A 16,844-nucleotide genomic window follows, 5' to 3' on the forward strand; every position below is an offset into this window, starting at 1 on the left:
TATGACAAGAAGTCAATCCCTATTTTTCGTCCTTCCACAATTTTCTTCTGTTCCCTACGCAATCCGAAATGTCTCCAGATACTTTTCAAATATCTCACAATTTACAAAAGCAACCTTGTCAATCTTATACACTGCTTTAGCTTCTTTCGCCAACTCCTGGAATTTCGTCAGTCCAATGCTATAAAGCTCTGCACCCTCTTGATAGCGTACAAATTTCTTTGCTATTTTCTTTGTTTTCTCTACATCTTTACGTGCATATCCCATACACCGCACCTCCTTTTGGACATGAAAAAAGCAGCTACCCTATTTTTTTCATAGACTAACTGCTCGTGTTTTAATTCCATATTCAGTTTTATTCTACAAATCCGACAGTGGAATTCGGTCGTATGCGCCATTTTTCTTATCTTCCGGATGTGGTTCCAGACCGATAATTGTAATATCTTTCTGGTCTGGTCCATAAACCCAGTACATTCTCATTGCGCCACTGGTTTTATTTTCCAGATATGATTGCCACACTTTCATTCCATAACGTCTGGATAATGGCTCTATTTCATGGGTTTGAAGACTCGGATAACCCGGATCAGCCGACAACAGCTTTAAAGCCTTCCCCCATTTTTTATACAACTGTTCTTCCTTCTTTTTTATATTACCGGAACGATATTTCTCCTGCAGATCTAACCAAAGTTCCTGCATTTCAGGAATTCCCATTCGTATATTAAAATTCATCTCTTATTCCTTTTAAAAATCTGACAGGTCAATAGCCGGGGAAACATCGCCTCTCTTAAAGTTACTTACTGCACGATCCATATCTGCCAGAGTTCTGGCTGAAATGCTCTCTGGCACTGCCAGTTCCCGAGGTTCCAGAATAATGCAGCCATTTCCGTATTCTTTTACATTGTAATACTGATAAGCAGCTCCTCTGAGCGTAATTCTTTTTTTGTTATCCAGATGGGCAACATAATCTTTCATCGCTTCCATTACCAACACCTCCTACGCAAGCATTTGTGTGGGAAATCCCACCTCTTATTATTATAATACGCTTTTCTATATTTTCTGTCAATCCAAATTTACTTATTCCTATACGCTTAGAAAAATCATATATTGATAAGTGATATCTATGCATATTGAATATTACGCTTTGGCAAGAAACATTTGCCCTAACTGATGAATTTTAACAAGCTTATGACATTCCGCCATCTTATAATACTTAGCATCTCTGTCACTTTGACCGTAATCTACCGCAATAGTAAAGTTATCTAAAAATGCTGCTTACAGAAAACTTACTTTCTCCGCAAACAGCACCTTAATCATTTTTCTTTCATTCCCTACCCTCTTGGTGGATACGGATCATTCCCATGAGAATCACGTGCTCTGATTTTTCCATCTACACCATGGATAAATAATTCTCCTCTCTGATTTCTGGATATCTCTCTTCCCAAATTTATCGCTTCTCTTTGTGTATCTGTCACAACAGATGCACGCTGATTTCCTTCGCCTTTTACCTGCCACTTTCCATCAGGTCGTTTAGTTATATGATGATTCATAACTTTCACCTCACAATATTTTTAATTTATAGAAGCAAGTTGCCAGCCTTGCCTCATATTCAATCAAATCACATGCCACTATGTAATTTTCTAATTTACATGCACCTAAGCAACTTCCTCAATATAACATCCATAAATTGCCATATCTAACTCTTCGTCGCTCATTATTCCATGGGCACGACTATAATACTTTGGAATTCGTTTATGATATTCGTCTAAAGCATCCGGATGCTCTTTCGTATATTGAATCACTGTTTCGTATTCCCAGTGTTCATTATTCTTTGGCATATTATTTAGTACATCTATTTTTTTCATATCTTCCCAGCCGTTTTTAGCCTGCATTCTTTCAATTATGACACCATATAAATACTGATGTGTTTTAAACAAATAATTTTTTCTTACAATCCATTTCGGGACCATTAGCAATTCTCTATCCTGGTAGAACCAACTTTCCCTCGTCACCTGATGCCATGCATTTTCCTTCGCATCCCATGTCCAAAAAGTTTTCATTCCTGCTGCTGGAATTCCTCTGCTCTTCATTTGTAGTGTAGTAAATTCATTCAATTGTTCATGCAAGATATTTGTAAGAAGATCAGACATACAATCTTCTGCAAATCCTTCTACTAGAACAGGAATATCTTCCCCTTTACTGATGGTAGGAATTACATGTACCAAATTTCTCAATTGACTTAATGCCTCTTCCAACCCACCGGCAGTTTTTCCTTTTCCATTCTTCCCATTACCATAACCAAATTTGGTAGCATTTTGTTCGTGAGCATGGTTAAATAACTCATCAGACTGATTGTGCTTCAGAGACACAAATAAACAATCAAAAAATGATTGTACACAATTATTCGCATTAACACTCCATTCATCTGTTGCATTCTCTAATACTGCTGGGTCGATAAAAATACGATTATCCGAATCCAACTGTACATCTACAAACTCAAAGTTTGCATGGCCTTTACGGCCGTCTTTAATATAATCAGAAAGATACATTCTTCTTCCTCCTTTTTTAATTTTATATTTATAAAAATCACAAGGAAGAAAAACAGATTTCTTGTGTATTGGCAGTACACATTATGTTAAATCCATTTGTAAAATCCGATGAAAAGAGCTCTTAATTATTGTATTTTTTTCAACTCTGTGGTAAAATAAATTTTGCGAATTTTATTAAGACAGAGTTTATAACTAATGTCTTTCCATGGCACCGGGTGTGGCAACTCGGTGTCTTTTTCTATCCAGTGTTGTTTTAAAAAAACTTATCTGGGTTACACCCTAAAGCCCCCTCTAAAATCTTATTTGTAAGATTAACCTTCGTTCTTGAGAAACTCTTATCGCTTAATCTCTTCAAGGAACTTTTTCCATATTTATCTTTACTAAGAATCCATACTTGATCCCTCTTAACATTTTCGCTAACCAACAATGGCTGGTGTGTTGTACATATCAACTGTGCATGATGCGGATTGCTTTCTTCGTCTATAAAAAGTGAAATCATCTCTTTTACTAGTGCAGGATGTAAACCGTTTTCAATCTCATCCAAAACCAGTATTCCACCATTTTCCAACACATCAAAGAGATACGGTAATGTAGTAAATAATTTAACGGTCCCCAACGATTCATCTTTGAAAAATTCTATCTGGTCAGTACCAGTTTCAATTTCAACACCATGATCGTATAATGCATGGTCTGTTTTTACACCGACTGTCGTCTTGGTTTGTATAATTTCTCTATTTTCGAAATCATCAAAATCAACCTTTTGTCTTGCTACTTCTTCTTCCTCGTACTCTACATGCATTCTCCGAATAGTTGGATCCGCTTTTTGTAATATCTTTACATATTTTTCAATTCGTTCTTCAGAAAATGCCTCCATTTCACCTGGATTTAAACGGGGAGCAGTCATATTGAATACATTTATTTCCTTGATTGTATCCACTAACATGTTTGCAAAATCATTATTCAACATTGCAGCCATTCCTAAGCACAATGCATCTTCTTTTACAACTCTCTTAGTATCTTCAAAGCTTTTAAGCTCCGATCTAACAGTTATATCCTGAAAAGATGGTGACAGTCTTTCTAAAATTTTTTCTGTTCGCCGGTATTTCTTAGTTAAAAGTTCATGAACAACCTTTTCGCCCAAAAAAGAGAACTCATAATGATATGTAATATTATCAATGATCATGTCTATACCTAATGTTGTTGGTAAGTCCTGATATGCAATGTCAAAAGCAAACTTCGGTATTGGCTTCAACAGTTCTTCACTCGGAAATAAGGCTTTTATTTGCGAACTTTTCATCATTGAAAACGGCGATAACGCAATTATCCTCTGAATTTCTCTTAGAATTTTGCAAAAAAATGTTTTTCCGGAACCATTAGAACCATACACGTAAGAGACTTTATTGATAACATCATCTCCTGCTTTAAAAGTGTTCATTGCATATTCCTTTTTGCTCCCATCTGCTACACAGGTAAAAACTACCCTGTCTGCAAAAGAAGCAAAATTCTCTGCTGATATACTTTTTAATATTGCTGTTTCCATAGTTCCACCTCCACAACTACATTATATGCAAACCTCTTTGCGATGTCAATAGTTATATGCATTTTTTTAACATATATGCATTTTTTTGTTGTTTAACTAATTTTTCTTTCATTTCAATCGATATATCCAACTTAACAAATTGATTATTAGTATCTTTTTGTTCTATCATTCATAAATCCTGTGTTTTTTATATTATCCCATGTTTTCCATTATAGAAACGCCCTTCTGCAAAACTAACCTGATATCACTTCTTAATCTACAAAAACAGCCACAAAATATTTTTATCTCATGAACGTCTCTTGCAATTTTGCATGTATTAATTAGTAAAAAAGTCTAAATTGGCATTGTGTTTACACCATATAAACACCTTCTTCGAATAAAATGAAGAACTCCATGTCATTCAATCATCCTTATTTTTCGTCCTTCCACAATTTTCTTCTGTTCCCTACGCAATCCGAAATGTCTCCAGATACTTTTCAAATATCTCACAATTTACAAGAGCAACCTTGTCAATCTTATACACTGCTTTAGCTTCTTTCGCCAACTCCTGGAATTTCGTCAATCCAATGCTATAAAGCTCTGCACCCTCTTGATAGCGTACAAATTTCTTTGCTATTTTCTTTGTTTTCTCTACATCTTTACGTGCATATCCCATACACCGCACCTCCTTTTGGACATGAAAAAAGCAGCTACCCTATTTTTTTCATAGACTAACTGCTTAAACCTCTGGTTCCATATTCTGTTTTAATTTACTGAAACGTCTTCTGTTTGATTTAACTGTTTATAAACATCACGTCCACCATACATAATTCGCACTACATATACCGCTTCAGTTTCATCATCTGTTTTGTAAAATACCAGATAATTATCCACCGGAAAGAATCGAAGTCCTCTGCTGTGCCACGGTTCTTCCTCATAGAGCCGATTTCTGTTCGGCATAGTATCCAGCTTCCGAATTGACGTCATAATCCGCTCTGTCTGTCCTGCAGCATTCTCTGGAGCTAACAGTTCCTCTGAAATATATCTGAAAATATTTCGCAGATCTTTCTTTGCTCCTGCTGTATACATCACTTTATATTTCATATACCAAATTCCCGTTTCATTTCTGCTTCAACTTCATCTGCTGAATACACTCTGCCAGCCTTAATATCTTCCATGCCTTTTTCTATTTCTGCATTGAACTGTTCCTTTGTCAGAGAGCCATATGCAACAGGCTCCTCATAAGCTGGAAGTTTCATCTCAAAAGGAATTCCTCTCTGGAGTACAATCTGTCTCAGAAACATTCCTACCGCATTGGACATTGGAATTCCAAGTCGATCAAGCACCTGCTCTGCCTGTTCTTTCACTTCAGGCTCAACACGTGCAAATACATTTGCTGTTCTTGCCATAGATATCGCCTCCTCTTTTTTCTTCATTATATCTTGTTTGATTGCAAGTTGCAAGCGGTTCGCAATCTGTTTTCGTAATTTCATACACCGGCAGACGGCAGGTGGCAGATAGGGTATCTATAAGAATTTATATTTTCTTCAATAACTCTGCCACCCATCATTCTTTTAATCGAATACTGTTTTCCTGTTTTTCATTTACTCGATACTCCAACTCATTCTTCATTCGGCTTCTCACATCACGCATTGTTCGTCCGGATATTCCCTGCTCTTTTGCTTTTTCATCTAATTCCCTGATGGAAATTTCTTTTTTATCAGCAAGCAATTCCCTTATCAGCTTTCTACCTTTCTCCAGCTTTGTTTGCGGTCTATTTAGCTTGTTTCTTGACTACTCAGGAAAAATATTTCTACCCTCGCCCCACCTGTATTTTCAGAATTTGAAAGTTTAATACCTCCACCATATTTTTCAGCCACAGTTTTTGCAAAAAATAGTCCCATCCCATAATGGGCTTCGCCATTTCTACTTGTGTCATCCATAAAAAACTGCTCTGTGCCATGCAATAATGCTTCTTTTGTAAATCCTGATCCGCTATCCTCCACAATGAATGTCAGCCGGCCATCCTGCTCCTTTGCGTCAATATAAATGATTCCATTTTCTTTTGTATGCTCCACTGCATTCTGAATCATATTCATTACGGCCCGGAACATTGGATCATAAGCAATCGTTACCTTTTTATCACTTTGTCCCGCCTTCCAATCTATCTTCTGGTGATAGCTTTCTACCAGTCCGAGTGCCTGTTCCTTTATATCTGCGAAAAAATCTTCTAACCTCACCGTTGTATAGGTAACATCACTGCAATTCCATGATTTTGTGACATCTATCAACTGTTTTACATAACTTTGTATCTGTGTTGTGCCGTTCAAAACATAAGTGATATTTTTCTTCTGTTCTGTGGTCAGTTCAGTCTCTGAAAGTAGTTCTGCATTTCCCCGTACAATCGTAAGAGGTGTTTTAATATCATGCGCCAAAGCAGACATCTGCTGTTTCTTTTCCTGCTCTGTTTTCCACTGCTTTTCTAAAGATTCTCGCAATGCATCTCGCATATCATCGATTGCCGATAAACAGTCATCAAACTCTTTGATACCGGAACAGGATGTCTCATATTCCAGATTTTGATCCTTTATTTGTCCGATTGCGTCTAATACAGGCTGCATCTGCTTTTTGATTCTTTTTCCAAAACGTATGGACGGAATGATGATAATCGCTACCGCTCCAATCACAGACATAATAATCATCACATTCTGTGGTCCTATAAAATGCTCCCTCAAAAAAGCTGAATGATATTGAGGTGTCAGGCGATATTGCAATACAACATATTCATTTTCCCTTACAATTACTTTATAAAAATATTTCCCGGATGCGTTTCCGTACTTTGCAACATTCCATGCTATCTGTTCGTATTGTTCTGACAGATCTCCACCTATTTTCTCTCCATTCTCTGAAAAGATTACATAATCACAAAGTGCGGGAATCATCTCAGCAGTCACTTTATCTGCACGTAGAATCGTATCATATGCTTCATTAATCTTTTGCTCTGCATAATTCGCCGGATAGATACAGCCCACACTAATCAAAAGGTACAGCAGCAGATAAGCAACAATCACCAAACCAACTAATGATCCAAGCATGACCAGTACATATCTCATAAAAATCCTGCTGAGTGCATTGCTTCTCTTTACTCTTCCCATTTATATCCAATCCCCCAGACTGTTTTTATCGGTGTATAATCATAATCCGCAAATTTTGCTCTTATATTTTTGATATGCGTGATTATAGTACTGTCATTACTCTCATTGTCAAAGCCAAAGACCGCTTCCAATATCTGTTCCTTCGAGAAAACCTGTCCTCTGTTTTTAGCCAGAAATTCACAGATTTCGTACTCCGCTTTCGTAAGAGGAAGTTCCTTATCATCAACCAATAGTTTCTTTTGAGATATTTGAATACAGACCCTCCCCAAAACCATCCGGACAGAATGTTCCCTGTGCTCTCTTCTAAGATGTGCATTGATCCTTGCCCGAAGTTCCATCACTCCAAATGGCTTTGAAATATAATCATCTGCTCCTAAAGAAAGTCCGTTTACCAGACTGTTTTCCTCCGTTTTTGCCGTAAGAAACAAAATCGGACAATCCACAAGTGCCCTGATTCTTTTGCATAATTCAAAGCCGTCCATTCCAGGCATCATAATGTCAAGTAAAATCAGGTCATAACGATGTAATTCTTCCATATTAATTTTTAGTGGATTACTTACTTTGGTAACCAGATGTCCATCCTTATTCAAAATGCTTTCTATCATTTCCAAAATTGCCGGTTCATCATCAACTGCCAGTATTTTTGCCATAGTTTCCCTCGATTCTATTCCGATATTCTGTTTCCTTCCCAGTGGTTTACCCACCAAAAATAGTATACCATACTAATCCCTGTAAATATTAAGCAACCTGGTATGAATGACAACCATTCACCTACACTAGTTTCTCCCAATACAGATTGCAGATAAGTATATGGTACTCTACCCGTCCAGCAGACAAATACATATTTCCACACATAATCTCCAAGTCCGGTAAGCATCAATGCACTAATTAGTCCTGATATAATCCCTGCTCCAATGGATACCCCTTTTCCAAACTGAAAAGCCAGAATCAGCTGCCACAGATAAAGTGGAACACTGCTTCCCCACAGCAGCAATGCTGCAAATATACATCCTTTCATGATTTCGATATCGCTTGATGCGATTCTTCCAAATCCAATTCCGAATATGATTGCTGTCAATAGGATAGAGCACAGACACAAAACCAGTAGCATCAACAGTTTCGATAAAAATGCTGCAGGTTTATCCGGTAAAGACAACAGATTTTGAAAATCACCTGCATTTTGTTCCTGTTCCATCACACTTGCTGTAAAAATTCCAATAAGTACCGGAAGTCCTGCTCCTATTGCCTGATAAAATGCAATCACTTTCATATTTTCATTCCATGGTGAAAAAAAGTAATATATTAAAAATATAACGCTGGTTATAATCGGAATCAGTAAGTGTGCCAGAATCACAGATGTTCCTTTCATCTTTCGCAAGTCTGCATTAAGAGATCTTCCAATCATCTTATTTCACCTCTCTTCTCTCAAACCATTTCAAAAACAGAACCGTTACAAAAACAAACCAGATGATTGAGAGACACATTCCCGGAACAATGACTCCCGTATCCAAAAGAGGATTCCCTGCTTCTGCGGCAAGTCCATTTGGTAAAACATGAAGCAACGGGCACATCATTCGCATAGGGATTGCAGAAACAAGTACATACCAGATTCTGGTTTGTGATATTACCACACCGCTGACGGTAATAAATAGGCAGACGAACAGGTTTACAATCATTCCAAATCGTTCACTTAAAAATAAAGCTACCGGAATCTCCCATAACTCAGAAACCGTCAGAAACAATACTGCAATCAACGCTCCTCCAACTGGAACATGTGTCGTTAGAAGAAAGCCTCCAAGCGTTGCTCCTGCAAACACAATCACATTAGAAAACAAAATCATGTACCCAATATAAATAATTTTCCCCAGCAACAATTTTCTTCTGTCTGTGGGAATAGTCATTAAATGATAGTATTTTATCTTTTTCTCCTGCGCCACAGAAAGATAACAAAATAGAGCAATCATCCCCGGCAGCAAAAGTGTATACCACCAGTTCCAAACACTTTCTGCATAAGCATTTGTCATCCCAAGAGTAAATATAAATGCCATGACAAATGTAAGAAGAGGAAATCCCCAGATAAACTTTTTTCGCATGGTTCTTTTGGCTTTTTGATGTTCTGCTTTTATAATATTAACCATGGATTTCACCTGCTTTCTGGTTTTTTCTTACCACATTCATAAACAAATCTTCAAGATTATCTCCCTGCTTTAATGCTCCTTCGTATCCTAAGATTCCACCTGAAATAATCCCGACTTTATCTGCAAGTAACTGTACCTCTGAGAGAATATGACTGGAGAGAATTACAGTGATTCCCTGTTCCGGAAAAGACCGGATCAGCTCTCGTAATTCCTCGATGCCTATTGGATCTAATCCATTCGTAGGTTCATCCAATATCAAAAGTTCCGGTTCTCCAAGCAATGCCATTGCAATGCCTAGTCTTTGCTTCATCCCCAAAGAGAACTGTCCTGCTTTCTTCTTTCCGGTGTTTGTAAGTGATACAATCTGCAAGACCTCATCAATTCTGTTTTCATCTGTACCAAGCAATAATTGTCTTACCTTCAAATTCTCTCTGGCGGAAAGATTTTCATAAATAGGCGGATTTTCAATTAACGCTCCTATTTTTGATAAATCTTTCCTATCCAAAAGTTTTCCATCAAAGTAAATCTTTCCTGCAGTTGGTTTCATCATACCGGTCAGCATTTTCAATGTGGTAGATTTACCAGCGCCATTCGGTCCAAGCAGTCCATAAATCTGTCCCTTTTCGATATTAAGTGAAACATTATTTACCGCTTTCTGTTTTCTAAAATATTTACATAGATTTTGTGTCTGTAACATCATTTCCATCTTTACTATCCTTCCTTCTATATTTCATTTCTTACTGAAATATAACCTAACAGAAAAAAATAAAGATTTGATGAAGATTTATTCCCGTATGGAATAAACCATCAATTGAATATCATTATCAGAACTCGGCTTTCCACTGAAATCAGCAAAGCTGTTACAAATACGAAGTCCTAATTTACAGAATATCTCCGTGATTTCATCCAAACTATATAACTATTATAAAAAAAGTAGCAGGCATTAATTGTCTGCTACTTTTAACTAAACGTGTTCTCTTTAAATCAATGATTTTATTTTTCTGAATTTTGATATCTTTTAATTCTAGTATAACTTTGCGCCTGCCGGAATGTGATTATCAACCATAACAAGATGCAGTTCTTCATCCTCTGAATCTTTCAGATTATTCACTGCTGAAAGCAACATACCACAAGATTCAATTCCCATCATTTTTCTCGGTGGCAGGTTAGTGATCGCAATAAGTGTCTTTCCAACTAATTCTTCTGGTTCGTAATATGCATGAATACCAGAAAGGATTGTTCTATCAATACCTGTTCCGTCATCAAGAGTGAACTGTAACAGTTTCTTTGACTTCGGTACTGCAACACACTCTTTCACCTTTACTGCACGGAAGTCTGACTTGCTGAATGTATCAAAATCTACCTCTTCCTCAAACAAAGGCTCAATCTTTACATTTGAAAAATCAATCTTCTCTTCTTTAGTCGCAATCTGGTCGCATTTTTCTGCTTCGTTACTCTTAGATGCCTTATTTTCCTGCTTATCTGCGCCGATAGACTTCATTGTCGGGAACAGCAACACATCTCTGATTGCCTCTGCACCTGTCAGGAGCATACACATACGGTCGATACCGAATCCGATACCACCTGTTGGCGGCATACCGATCTCCAATGCATTCATGAAGTCTTCATCTGTTGTGTTGGCTTCATCATCGCCCTGTGCAAGCAGTTCTTCCTGTGCTTTGAAACGCTCTCTCTGGTCGATCGGGTCATTCAGCTCGGAGTAAGCATTTGCCATCTCCCAACCATTCATGAAGAACTCGAAACGCTCTACATATTCCGGATTTTCCGGTTTTTTCTTTGTAAGAGGTGAAATCTCGATCGGATGATCCATAACAAATGTAGGCTGAAGCAGATGTTCCTCTACATACTCTTCAAAGAACAGATTCAGGATATCGCCCTTTTTATGTCTTTCTTCAAATTCGATATTATGCTCTTTTGCGATTGCTCTCGCCTGCTCAAGATCCTTTACTTCATTCCAGTCAACGCCTGCATATTTCTTAACCGCATCAACCATTGTAATACGCTCAAACGGCTTCCCGAGATCCATCTCGATTCCCTTATATACGATATGAGTTGTTCCAAGAACTTCCTGTGCAACAAAACGGTACAGGTTCTCTGTCAGATCCATCATGCCATGGTAATCTGTATATGCCTGGTAAAGCTCCATCAAAGTAAACTCAGGATTATGTCTTGTATCAAGGCCTTCATTACGGAATACACGACCAATCTCGTATACCTTCTCAAGACCTCCAACGATCAGTCTCTTCAGGTACAGTTCCAGCGAAATACGAAGCTTCAGATCTTCATTCAGGGCATTAAAATGCGTCTCGAATGGTCTTGCTGCTGCTCCACCTGCATTGGCTACAAGCATCGGAGTCTCAACTTCCATAAATCCTTTTCCGCTTAAATATTTACGGATTGCACTGAGGATTTTGGAACGCTTAATAAATGTATCCTTTGTATCGCTGTTCATAATCAGGTCAACGTATCTCTGACGGTAGCGTGTATCTGTATCTGTCAGACCGTGGAACTTCTCCGGGAGCATCTGTAAACTCTTGGAAAGGAGTGTCATCTTCTCTGCATGGATGGAGATTTCTCCTGTTCTTGTTCTGAAAGCAAATCCTTCCAGTCCGAAAATATCACCGATATCAGATTTCTTAAAATCAGCATAAGAGTCTGTTCCGATTGCATCTCTGGCAACATATACCTGGATATTTCCCTGTAAATCCTGGATATTACAGAAAGAAGCTTTTCCCATAACTCTCTTGAACATCATACGTCCTGCGATTGCTACATGGATCGGATTTGCATCCATAATGCTTCTTCTCTCTTCGTAATCCTTTTTAAGAGCCTCTTTTGCCTGCTCTTCATCCATTCCTTCTACGTTCGGCTCCTGGTGATCCTTTAAAAGCTCAGCCTCATGTGCCTCATAAAGATCCTTTACCTCAAGTGAATGATGCGTCTGATCAAACTTTGTGATCTGGAACGGATCTCTTCCGTTCTGCTGCAGTTCTGCGAGTTTATCACGGCGAACCTTTCTCAACTGATTCATATCCGGTTCCTGTGTGTTCTTCTGATTCTGTCCCACTGTCTGTTCTCCTTCCATATTGTCTGCCCTGCGTCAGTCCGTTTCAGATGAATGACGCAGAAAACGTATCTCTTTCTGCCGCTTTCAGGTTGCCCTTTAAGCGAACTAAGACCTCTTAATTATTTAAGAGGTCTGTGCTGGTATATCTTATACTGATTATGAACGCTGAATATCAAGTACTTTGTACTGGATCACTCCTGCCTGGGTTTCTACGTCAACTACATCGTTCACCTTTTTGCCCATCAGTGCCTGACCTACCGGAGATTCATTGGAAATCTTTCCTTCCAGACTGTTAGCCTCTGTAGAACCAACAATTTTAAATTCCATCTCCTCGTCAAAAGTAATATCAAATACTTTCACAGTACATCCGACATTGATCTTATCCAGATCTACTTCATCCTCAACAACTACCTCTGCATTTTTCAGAATTGCTTCTAATTCTTCGATACGGGCCTCGATATCTCTCTGCTCGTCCTTTGCTGCATCATACTCAGCATTCTCGGAAAGATCTCCCTGCTCTCTTGCTTCTTTGATCTTGCCTGCTACTTCTTTTCTCTTTACTACCTTCAGATTCTCCAGTTCATCTTCCAGTGCTTTTAAGCCTGCGTAAGTAAGTAATCTTTTCTTAGCTTCTGCCATCGGTTACGCTTCCTTTCTGATTCTTTCTTTTCTGTCTATACTTACAGGTTCAACCTTGTCCGTATACTGTTCTGACCTGTTCATCTATACAGACTGTACACAACCTGATTTTCACCTGTATGCTGTCATTTAAGTCTATTTCGCAATTTCAATATTATACCCAAACCGCCTGCTGATGTCAAGCAGATTCGGCTTTCGCATTCGGCTTTCGTATTCGGCTTTGTATTCGGTTTTCTTGCTTTCGCATCCCCGATTCTGTACTATGTTTTATAGCTGTCTGTACAGCAGATCTTCCAGTTCTGCATAAGACTCAACCCGGTTGATCTCTTCCCGCAGTTTTGCTGAACCCGGCAGTCCTTTCGTGTACCATGCCACATGCTTTCTCATTTCCCGGATTCCCAGATATTCTCCTTTATATTGAAGCTGAAGCTTTGCATGTCGGAGCATCATTTTCCGGATTTCTTCATTCGTCGGTCTCGATGGGATCTTCCCTGTTCTTTCATGCTCGATCATCTCAGAAAAGATCCACGGATTTCCCTGGGCTCCCCGGGCGATCATCACACCATCACAGCCGGTTTCTTTCACCATGGCATCTGCACGCTCCGGGCTGGTCACATCGCCGTTTCCAATCACAGGAATGGAAACCGCCTCTTTTACCTGACGAATAATCTCCCAGTCTGCTTTTCCGCTGTAATACTGCTCTCTTGTCCTTCCATGGACTGCAATGGCTGCTGCCCCCGCATCTTCTGCGATCTTCGCCATCTCCACTGCATTAATGCAGTTGTCATCAAAGCCTTTTCTTATTTTAACTGTCACCGGTTTCCTGATTGCTTTGACCATAGCACTGATAATTTCATGTGCCAGCTTTGGATTTTTCATCAATGCCGATCCTTCACCATTTTTCACGACTTTCGGTACAGGACATCCCATATTAATATCCATAATATCAAACGGTCTTTCCTCGACCCGCTTTGCCATTTCACTCATAATCTGAGGATCTGAACCAAAAAACTGGAGAGATACCGGCTGTTCATCCGGATGGATCTCCAAAAGCGTCTCTGTATTCTTATTATTATAGAGAATGGCTTTTGCACTGACCATTTCCATGCACAAAAGACCTGCTCCCTGCTCTTTACACAATAAGCGAAACGGCAGATCTGTCACTCCCGCCATTGGCCCCAGAATATAAGTATTCTCTAAGGTTACATTTCCTATTCTTAACTGTCTCATCGTATTATTCCGTTCTGTTCTTCTCTATTTCGTTCTTTTCAGATTTTATCGTTTTCATCTTAGACGAAACCATTTTAAAAGTCAACCTTGCCTCTATTGACATTTTTACATTTTTATGCTAGGTTTCTACTATATATTGGCACTCATTAGTTAAGAGTGCTAATAATCTATCAGATGAAAGGAGAATTACTATGGTAATACAGCCAATTTATAATATATTATTTCTTCCCGATGTCACCTATCACTTCAAAAAAGAGTTTTTTACTGAAAATGCATCCGAGCAGCTTGAAGTCGGCAGTGAGCTGCTTTTTGCTTTCTTAAGAAATGAAGATGACGCTGAAGAACTGGACGCTGACCATATCTGTCCGGTCGGCATTTCCGCCAGAGTAGAGGCTTTCGGAGACGATGACAGTGTTCAGATCCGCACGCTGGAGCGTGTTGATCTTTCAGATGTCGAGGTGGAAAATGGTCAGATTCTCGCAGAGGCATCTATTCGTGCAGAGGTTGATGACTATACGGCAGAAGAAGAGAAGGCTCAATTTCTCCGTTTACGTGCCGCACTTTTGAAATTTGTCCAGGGATACCAGTGGGGAATGTGGGCAAGAAGTTTCATTTTACAGCGGAAAAATATGTATGATCTCGGATCTGCCCTTTCGGAATATCTGAATATCAGCCCCGAAGAAAAATATGCCATTGTTGAAACGGATTCCCGCCGGGAACGCTGTACGCTGATCGAAGCTGCCATCAACGAATTTATGGAGGTTGCCAAAGTTTCCACCGAAGCAAAGGAAGCTCAGAAAGATGATCAGGAGCAGCTTTATCGCGAGGCAGCCATCAAGAAGCAGATCAGTTATCTTCAGAAAGAACTGGACGAACTTCACCCTGAAAATATTTCCGATACCCGGAAATTTGAGAAAAAGATTGAAGAATCCGGCATGAATGACGAAGCCCGTAAAGAAGCTGAAAAAGTGCTGAACCGCATGAAGCAGGAAGGCAAGGACAGCCATGAGTACGGTCTTCTGTATGATTACCTTGACTTTATGACCAGCCTGGACTGGAAAGCACCGCAGTTTACCCCGATCGATCTTGACCGGGCGGAGCAGATTCTTGATGAAGATCACTATGGTCTGAAAAAAGTCAAAGAACGCATCATCCAGCAACTCGCCGTTATGGCTCTCAACCGGAAGCAATATGGCTCGATCCTTTTATTTGTCGGTGCTCCTGGAACCGGGAAGACCAGTATCGGACAAAGTATTGCACGGGCTCTCGGAAGAGAATATGTAAGGATCAGTCTTGGTGGTATCCGTGATGAGGCGGAAATCCGTGGCCACAGACGTACTTATATCGGTGCTATGCCCGGACGGATCATGGAAGGAATCAAGCGAAGCGGTGTCTCCAATCCGGTCATTGTACTGGATGAGGTTGACAAACTTGCCAAAGATTACGGCGGAGACCCTGCCAGTGCCCTTCTGGAGGTTCTTGATCCTGAACAGAACAGCACTTTCACTGACCACTATATGAATGTGCCTTACGATCTGTCCAATGTACTTTTTGTCTGCACTGCAAACTCACTGGATACGATTCCTGAACCACTGCTCAACCGTATGGAGGTTATTAATTTCTCCGGTTACACTGCAGTAGAAAAATATCAGATTGCCCGCAGACATCTTCTTCCAAAGGCTCTCGATGCCATGGGAATTAAGAAAAATGCATTGAAAGTAACCGACGGAGCGATTCGCAGGATTATTGATGAATACACAATGGAGTCCGGTGTCCGTGACCTGAAAAAACTGATCAATACTCTTTGCCGGACGGCTGCCGTCCAACTTGTTAAAAATGAGGGAACAACACTGACAGTCACTAAGACAAATCTCGAAAAATATCTTGGGAAAAAGCAGCTCCACCATGAGCGGAAACTCTCTTCCCCTGAACCGGGAGTTGTCACCGGACTTGCATGGACCAGAGCGGGCGGAGAAATTTTATTTATAGAAAGTAAACTGATTCCGGGCAAAGGCAAGATGATTATTACCGGTCAGCTTGGAGATGTAATGAAGGAGTCCATTCAGATTGCACTGAGTCTTGTAAAATCACTTTATCCAAAGGAAAGCAAAGTGCTTGATGACCACGACCTCCATATCCATGTTCCTGCCGGTGCGGTTCCAAAAGACGGTCCATCAGCCGGAATCACGCTGACAACAGCACTTGCATCACTTCTCACGGGGAAGAAAGTCAGCCCGGAATATGCCATGACCGGAGAAGTTTCCCTGCGTGGCGGTGTCATGCCGATCGGCGGACTTCCTGAAAAGCTTATGGCCGCCCAGCGTGCAGGAATCACAAAGGTTCTGATTCCTGCTGACAATGAACAGGATCTCGATGACGTTGCCGATGAGGTTAAAAATAAGCTGGAAATCATTCCGGTGAAAAAAGTGACTGAGGTACTAAAACTGGTGTTGAAATAACCCTGGATTTCCAGTCTCTTTCTTGTAAAAGATTATCTTGATAACCGATAATCCGACATAATTCAGAAATCGC

The 16,844-nt window shown here is 39.7% G+C and carries 18 protein-coding genes; 1 reads left to right on the forward strand and 17 read right to left on the reverse strand.

The genetic code is table 11. The annotated features are described in order from the left end of the window. Window positions 1–54: 54 nt before the first annotated feature. The 17 genes from NQ541_RS11610 to dusB all read right to left on the reverse strand — a co-directional run bounded on the left by NQ541_RS11610 (window position 55) and on the right by dusB (window position 14,312). Window positions 55–264, reverse strand: coding sequence for a DUF6462 family protein (locus NQ541_RS11610; protein WP_005609446.1), 210 nt, complete (start codon window positions 262–264; stop codon window positions 55–57). A 93-nt stretch (window positions 265–357) separates the two neighbouring features. Next, the gene (locus NQ541_RS11615) at window positions 358–726 is read right to left on the reverse strand and encodes a hypothetical protein (RefSeq protein ID WP_005609448.1); all 369 of its coding nucleotides are present in this window, start codon (window positions 724–726) and stop codon (window positions 358–360) included. Between the two features lie 12 nt (window positions 727–738). After that, window positions 739–978, reverse strand: coding sequence for a hypothetical protein (locus tag NQ541_RS11620; protein ID WP_005609451.1), 240 nt, complete (start codon window positions 976–978; stop codon window positions 739–741). Window positions 979–1,325: 347 nt separating this feature from the next. Further along, complete coding sequence (locus tag NQ541_RS11625) at window positions 1,326–1,544, reverse strand: DUF2188 domain-containing protein (RefSeq protein WP_005609454.1); 219 nt, start codon at window positions 1,542–1,544, stop codon at window positions 1,326–1,328. A gap of 105 nt (window positions 1,545–1,649) precedes the next feature. After that, a complete protein-coding gene (locus NQ541_RS11630) occupies window positions 1,650–2,543 on the reverse strand; it encodes a hypothetical protein (protein ID WP_005609458.1) in 894 nt (297 codons plus the stop codon). A gap of 253 nt (window positions 2,544–2,796) precedes the next feature. Next, the gene (locus NQ541_RS11635) at window positions 2,797–4,083 is read right to left on the reverse strand and encodes an AAA family ATPase (protein WP_005609461.1); all 1,287 of its coding nucleotides are present in this window, start codon (window positions 4,081–4,083) and stop codon (window positions 2,797–2,799) included. Between the two features lie 445 nt (window positions 4,084–4,528). Further along, window positions 4,529–4,738: a DUF6462 family protein gene (locus NQ541_RS11640; protein ID WP_005609464.1), complete on the reverse strand. Its 210-nt coding sequence runs from the start codon at window positions 4,736–4,738 to the stop codon at window positions 4,529–4,531. 89 nt (window positions 4,739–4,827) lie between these two features. Beyond that, a complete protein-coding gene (locus tag NQ541_RS11645) occupies window positions 4,828–5,166 on the reverse strand; it encodes a type II toxin-antitoxin system RelE/ParE family toxin (protein ID WP_005609466.1) in 339 nt (112 codons plus the stop codon). Next, window positions 5,163–5,471: a type II toxin-antitoxin system RelB/DinJ family antitoxin gene (locus tag NQ541_RS11650; protein ID WP_026649468.1), complete on the reverse strand. Its 309-nt coding sequence runs from the start codon at window positions 5,469–5,471 to the stop codon at window positions 5,163–5,165. The genes NQ541_RS11645 and NQ541_RS11650 overlap by 4 nt, the downstream gene beginning before the upstream one ends. 369 nt (window positions 5,472–5,840) lie before the next feature. Then, window positions 5,841–7,217, reverse strand: coding sequence for a sensor histidine kinase (locus NQ541_RS11655; RefSeq protein ID WP_005609472.1), 1,377 nt, complete (start codon window positions 7,215–7,217; stop codon window positions 5,841–5,843). Further along, complete coding sequence (locus NQ541_RS11660; protein WP_005609473.1) at window positions 7,205–7,867, reverse strand: response regulator transcription factor; 663 nt, start codon at window positions 7,865–7,867, stop codon at window positions 7,205–7,207. Before NQ541_RS11660 ends, NQ541_RS11655 begins: the two co-directional genes overlap by 13 nt. A 14-nt stretch (window positions 7,868–7,881) precedes the next feature. Further along, a complete protein-coding gene (locus NQ541_RS11665) occupies window positions 7,882–8,622 on the reverse strand; it encodes a lantibiotic immunity ABC transporter MutG family permease subunit (RefSeq protein ID WP_005330844.1) in 741 nt (246 codons plus the stop codon). A 1-nt stretch (window position 8,623) separates the two neighbouring features. After that, the gene (locus tag NQ541_RS11670) at window positions 8,624–9,355 is read right to left on the reverse strand and encodes a lantibiotic immunity ABC transporter MutE/EpiE family permease subunit (RefSeq protein ID WP_004853398.1); all 732 of its coding nucleotides are present in this window, start codon (window positions 9,353–9,355) and stop codon (window positions 8,624–8,626) included. Then, a complete protein-coding gene (locus NQ541_RS11675; RefSeq protein WP_005609481.1) occupies window positions 9,348–10,061 on the reverse strand; it encodes a lantibiotic protection ABC transporter ATP-binding protein in 714 nt (237 codons plus the stop codon). Before NQ541_RS11675 ends, NQ541_RS11670 begins: the two co-directional genes overlap by 8 nt. Before the next feature lie 318 nt (window positions 10,062–10,379). Continuing rightward, window positions 10,380–12,461 carry a lysine--tRNA ligase gene (lysS, locus tag NQ541_RS11680; protein ID WP_005609484.1) on the reverse strand — a complete coding sequence of 694 codons (2,082 nt, stop codon included), beginning with the start codon at window positions 12,459–12,461 and terminating at the stop codon, window positions 10,380–10,382. A 138-nt stretch (window positions 12,462–12,599) separates the two neighbouring features. Continuing rightward, window positions 12,600–13,082 carry a transcription elongation factor GreA gene (gene greA, locus NQ541_RS11685; RefSeq protein ID WP_005609485.1) on the reverse strand — a complete coding sequence of 161 codons (483 nt, stop codon included), beginning with the start codon at window positions 13,080–13,082 and terminating at the stop codon, window positions 12,600–12,602. 267 nt (window positions 13,083–13,349) lie between these two features. Continuing rightward, window positions 13,350–14,312, reverse strand: coding sequence for a tRNA dihydrouridine synthase DusB (gene dusB, locus NQ541_RS11690; protein ID WP_005609486.1), 963 nt, complete (start codon window positions 14,310–14,312; stop codon window positions 13,350–13,352). Window positions 14,313–14,503: 191 nt separating this feature from the next. Here dusB and lon point away from each other — a divergent pair, with 191 nt between their 5' ends. Beyond that, a complete protein-coding gene (lon, locus tag NQ541_RS11695; protein ID WP_005609487.1) occupies window positions 14,504–16,771 on the forward strand; it encodes an endopeptidase La in 2,268 nt (755 codons plus the stop codon). Window positions 16,772–16,844: the final 73 nt, after the last annotated feature.

Origin of the sequence: [Ruminococcus] lactaris ATCC 29176 (assembly GCF_025152405.1) — a bacterium.
Classification (GTDB): domain Bacteria; phylum Bacillota; class Clostridia; order Lachnospirales; family Lachnospiraceae; genus Mediterraneibacter; species Mediterraneibacter lactaris.